The sequence below is a fragment of the Halorubrum tibetense genome, assembly GCF_042661865.1.
GTDB classification, from domain to species: domain Archaea; phylum Halobacteriota; class Halobacteria; order Halobacteriales; family Haloferacaceae; genus Halorubrum; species Halorubrum tibetense.
Genome location: NZ_JBHSWW010000290.1, coordinates 1 through 2,999, shown reverse-complemented (window position 1 = coordinate 2,999; position 2,999 = coordinate 1). Strand labels below are relative to the sequence as shown.

4 protein-coding genes and 1 pseudogene are annotated in these 2,999 nt (G+C 67.9%); 4 read left to right on the top strand and 1 reads right to left on the bottom strand.

Translation table 11 applies throughout. From position 1 onward, the window contains the following. From ACFQEU_RS13860 to ACFQEU_RS13845, 4 genes are all read left to right on the top strand, one after another. Nucleotides 1-263, top strand: a 263-nt coding sequence (locus tag ACFQEU_RS13860; RefSeq protein WP_379783104.1) for a HEAT repeat domain-containing protein, incomplete at its 5' end; no start/stop codon positions are given. Next, a complete protein-coding gene (locus ACFQEU_RS13855; RefSeq protein WP_379783102.1) occupies nt 264-1,136 on the top strand; it encodes a CheF family chemotaxis protein in 873 nt (290 codons plus the stop codon). It begins immediately after the preceding gene. Between the two features lie 259 nt (nt 1,137-1,395). Next, the gene (locus ACFQEU_RS13850; RefSeq protein WP_379783100.1) at nt 1,396-2,112 is read left to right on the top strand and encodes an HAD family hydrolase; all 717 of its coding nucleotides are present in this window, start codon (nt 1,396-1,398) and stop codon (nt 2,110-2,112) included. Then, nucleotides 2,109-2,768: a class II aldolase/adducin family protein gene (locus ACFQEU_RS13845; protein ID WP_379783098.1), complete on the top strand. Its 660-nt coding sequence runs from the start codon at nt 2,109-2,111 to the stop codon at nt 2,766-2,768. The genes ACFQEU_RS13850 and ACFQEU_RS13845 overlap by 4 nt, the downstream gene beginning before the upstream one ends. A gap of 61 nt (nt 2,769-2,829) precedes the next feature. On the opposite strand, the pseudogene ACFQEU_RS18310 reads toward ACFQEU_RS13845, so the two are convergent. Beyond that, a pseudogene (locus ACFQEU_RS18310) lies at nt 2,830-2,999 on the bottom strand (Sjogren's syndrome/scleroderma autoantigen 1 family protein); the annotation flags it as partial.

Here is a 2,999-nt window from a genome sequence, read left to right as displayed (position 1 = left end):
TCGCCGACGACGACCCCCAGACCGCACAGTTCGCTGCGACCAGCCTCCAGAGCCTCGGCGGACCGGTCGTGGAGGACCGGCTCCTCGATCGGGTCGGTACCGAGCACCCCGAGGAAGCCCGGGCGAAGGCGGTGTTCGTTCTTGGGTCAGTCGGCGGGAAGGAGACGCTGAACCGTCTCGAGGAGCTCACCGACGACGAGAGCGCAGCCGTCCGGAAGCGGGTGTTCTCCGCCGTCTCCAAGCTTCGAGCGGGGGGTGGGTAGATGGCGGGAAGCGACGGCGAGTACAAGGTCGCCGACACCCAAGCGCGGTTCGCAGTCGCCGTCCGCGAGGGACGCCCCGTCAACGACGTCTCCTGGACGCCCGGGCGGGTGTTGTTGTCGAACCGCCGGCTGATACTGGCCAGTAACGACGGGAAACGGACCGTTCCACTCTCGCAGCTGAACGGACTCGGCGGGCGACACGACGCCAACCAGTCGATCACGCGAGTCTCGAACTACGTGAGTTTTGACCTAGGCGATCAGGTCCTCATCGTCGCCGCGGCGGACCACGAGTCGTTCGAGCGGGACGTGTACCGCGCGCTGCTCGACCAGCGGACGCTGATGGCGAAACACCCGGCGGTCGCCGGCGGCGTCGTTCAGGAGAGCGAGTGGCAGCAGGCACGGGTGAAGATCGACGAGAACGGGCTCGGTGCCGCGCTCGAACAAGGGGCGTTCGTCGAGTTCGATCTCGACGATATCAGCGGGTTGGACGCCGCGAAACGGACCGTCGACGGAAAAAAGAAGCCGGTGATCGAGGTGTCACACACCGACGGAGACGGTACCAGCATCGAGACACACCTCGCAGGGAGCTCACAGCGAATGCGGTTCGTCGAAGCGTGGCTCCGCAAGGGCGAGGAGCGGAGTACCACGAACGTCGACCTCTCGAGCCGGGACCGAGAAGTGTTGATGGCGCTGTACTCCGGTGTCTCCCCGTTCGAGATCCCGGCCTTCCTCGGGATCGACGTCGACGTCGTCGAGGAGACGTTCGAACGACTGATCGAGCTCGACGTCGTCGAGGAGGTCCGGGTCCGGCGGGAGGTGACGCTCAACTCCCGCGGGCGAAACATCGCCAGCGAGGCGATGAACGAGCAGTGAGTCGGGGCACAACGCCGGAGCACTGACGCTCCGAGCGATCGGCGGATGGCGGACAGCCGGCGGCGACGCTCCCCGACCGGGTCACCGGACACCCGTCTCGCCCGGATCGGGGCGGTGGTCAGTACACGCACACGAGTGGTTCGACATCGGACAAAAGGAGTCGGCTGGGACGGTGGGGGACGGAGAAGAGTGGTTGCGGACGGTGGTCGCCCACCGGCGTCGAACCACGTTTAAGTCGCCGCTCCACGAGGGTCGATCCATGCGTTATGAGGCAGTCCTCCTCGATCTCGACGATACGCTGTATCCGTACGCCCCCTGCAACGAGGCGGGGAAGCGGGCGGCACTGGCGGCGTTCCGCGAGCGGGGATACGACATCGACCGTGACCGGTTCGACGACCTGTACGCGACCGGCCGCGAGGAGGCGAAACGCGAGCTCCGCGGGACCGCCGCCTCGCACGAGCGATTCATCTACTTCAAGCGTGCGCTGCGGTCGCACGCGGACCACCACGACGCCGCCGACGCGCTCGCGATCGGCGAGGCGTACTGGGAGGGGTATATCGATCGGATGGAGCCCTTCGACGGCGTTACGGAAGTGTTGGCGTCGGTCCGGGAGTCCGGGTCCGCGGTCGGCGTCGTGACGAACCTCACGACCCGTGTCCAGCTCGAGAAGCTGGAACGGTTGGGGATCGACGACCACGTGGACCGGCTGGTCACCTCGGAGGAGGTCGGCCGGGAGAAACCGAGCGCGCTTCCGTTCACGACGATGCTCGCGGCGCTCGACATCGCCCCGAGCGACGCGGTAATGGTCGGCGACAACCCGACCGCAGACGTCGAGGGGGCGAACGCGGTCGGGATGGATTCGGTGTTGTTCACCGGGGGGAGCCGTGAGCCACCCGCGCCCGACGCGCTGACTGGGGTCACCGAACCCGACCATCGCGTCGACGAGTTCGCGGCGCTGACGGAGGTGATCGCGTGACGGACGACCGGTCGCTCCTTCGGGACGAGCGCGAGGCGGTCGTCGAGCACGCGCCGGAGCTAGCGGCGCTTACGCCGGGCCGAACCGGTAATCTGAGTGTCCGTCACGATGACGCGTTCGCGGTCACCCCGACCGGTGTCGCGTACGACGCGTTCACCGCCGAGGACGTCCCGGTCGTCGGCCTCGACGGTGACCGTCGGGCGGGCCGAATGGCCCCCTCCAGCGAGGTGCCGATGCACACCGGGATCTACGACCACGCCGCGCCTGGCGCGATCGTTCACACCCACTCGCCGTGGGCGACGACGATGGCGACGCTTCATCGGTCGCTACCGCCGATCCACTACATGATCGTCTCGGTCGGCCGCGAGGTCCCCCTCGTTGAGTACGCCCCGTACGGCACGGAAGAGCTCGCGGTCAACGTCGTCGCCGCGATGGCAGAAGCAGACTCTGACGCCGCCATTCTGGCGAACCACGGCCTCGTTGTCACCGGGCCGGATCTGTCGACCGCGATCGAGAACACTCACCACGTCGAGGACCTCTGTCGGCTCTACCTTCGGTCGTCAGCCGTGGGGGAGCCCCACACGCTCACCGACGACCAGCTCGCGACCGTCGAGGAGCAGTTCGAGAGCTACGGGCAGAACCCGGACGGGACGTAGGGACGGGAGGTCCCGCCGGTTCGGCGATCGGTCCAACACGTCCGGACCGGGACCGGATCGATCACCGATCGAGCGCCGCAAGCGTCGCCGCCGCTTCCCGTGCGGCCTCCAAGTGTTCGCGTGCGCGACGCGGGTCGTCGGTTCCCTCCGCCGCTCGGGCGAAGCGAGTCAGCGTTCGCGTCAGCGACGCTCTCGCCTCGTCGACGCCATCGACCGAACCGGTCGCCGAGC

What these genes read in the sequence shown, in the direction of transcription:
- ACFQEU_RS13855 (WP_379783102.1), top strand. Translation starts at nt 264, where the DNA reads ATGGCGGGAAGCGACGGCGAGTACAAGGTCGCCGACACCCAAGCGCGG.
- ACFQEU_RS13850 (WP_379783100.1), top strand. Translation starts at nt 1,396, where the DNA reads ATGCGTTATGAGGCAGTCCTCCTCGATCTCGACGATACGCTGTATCCG.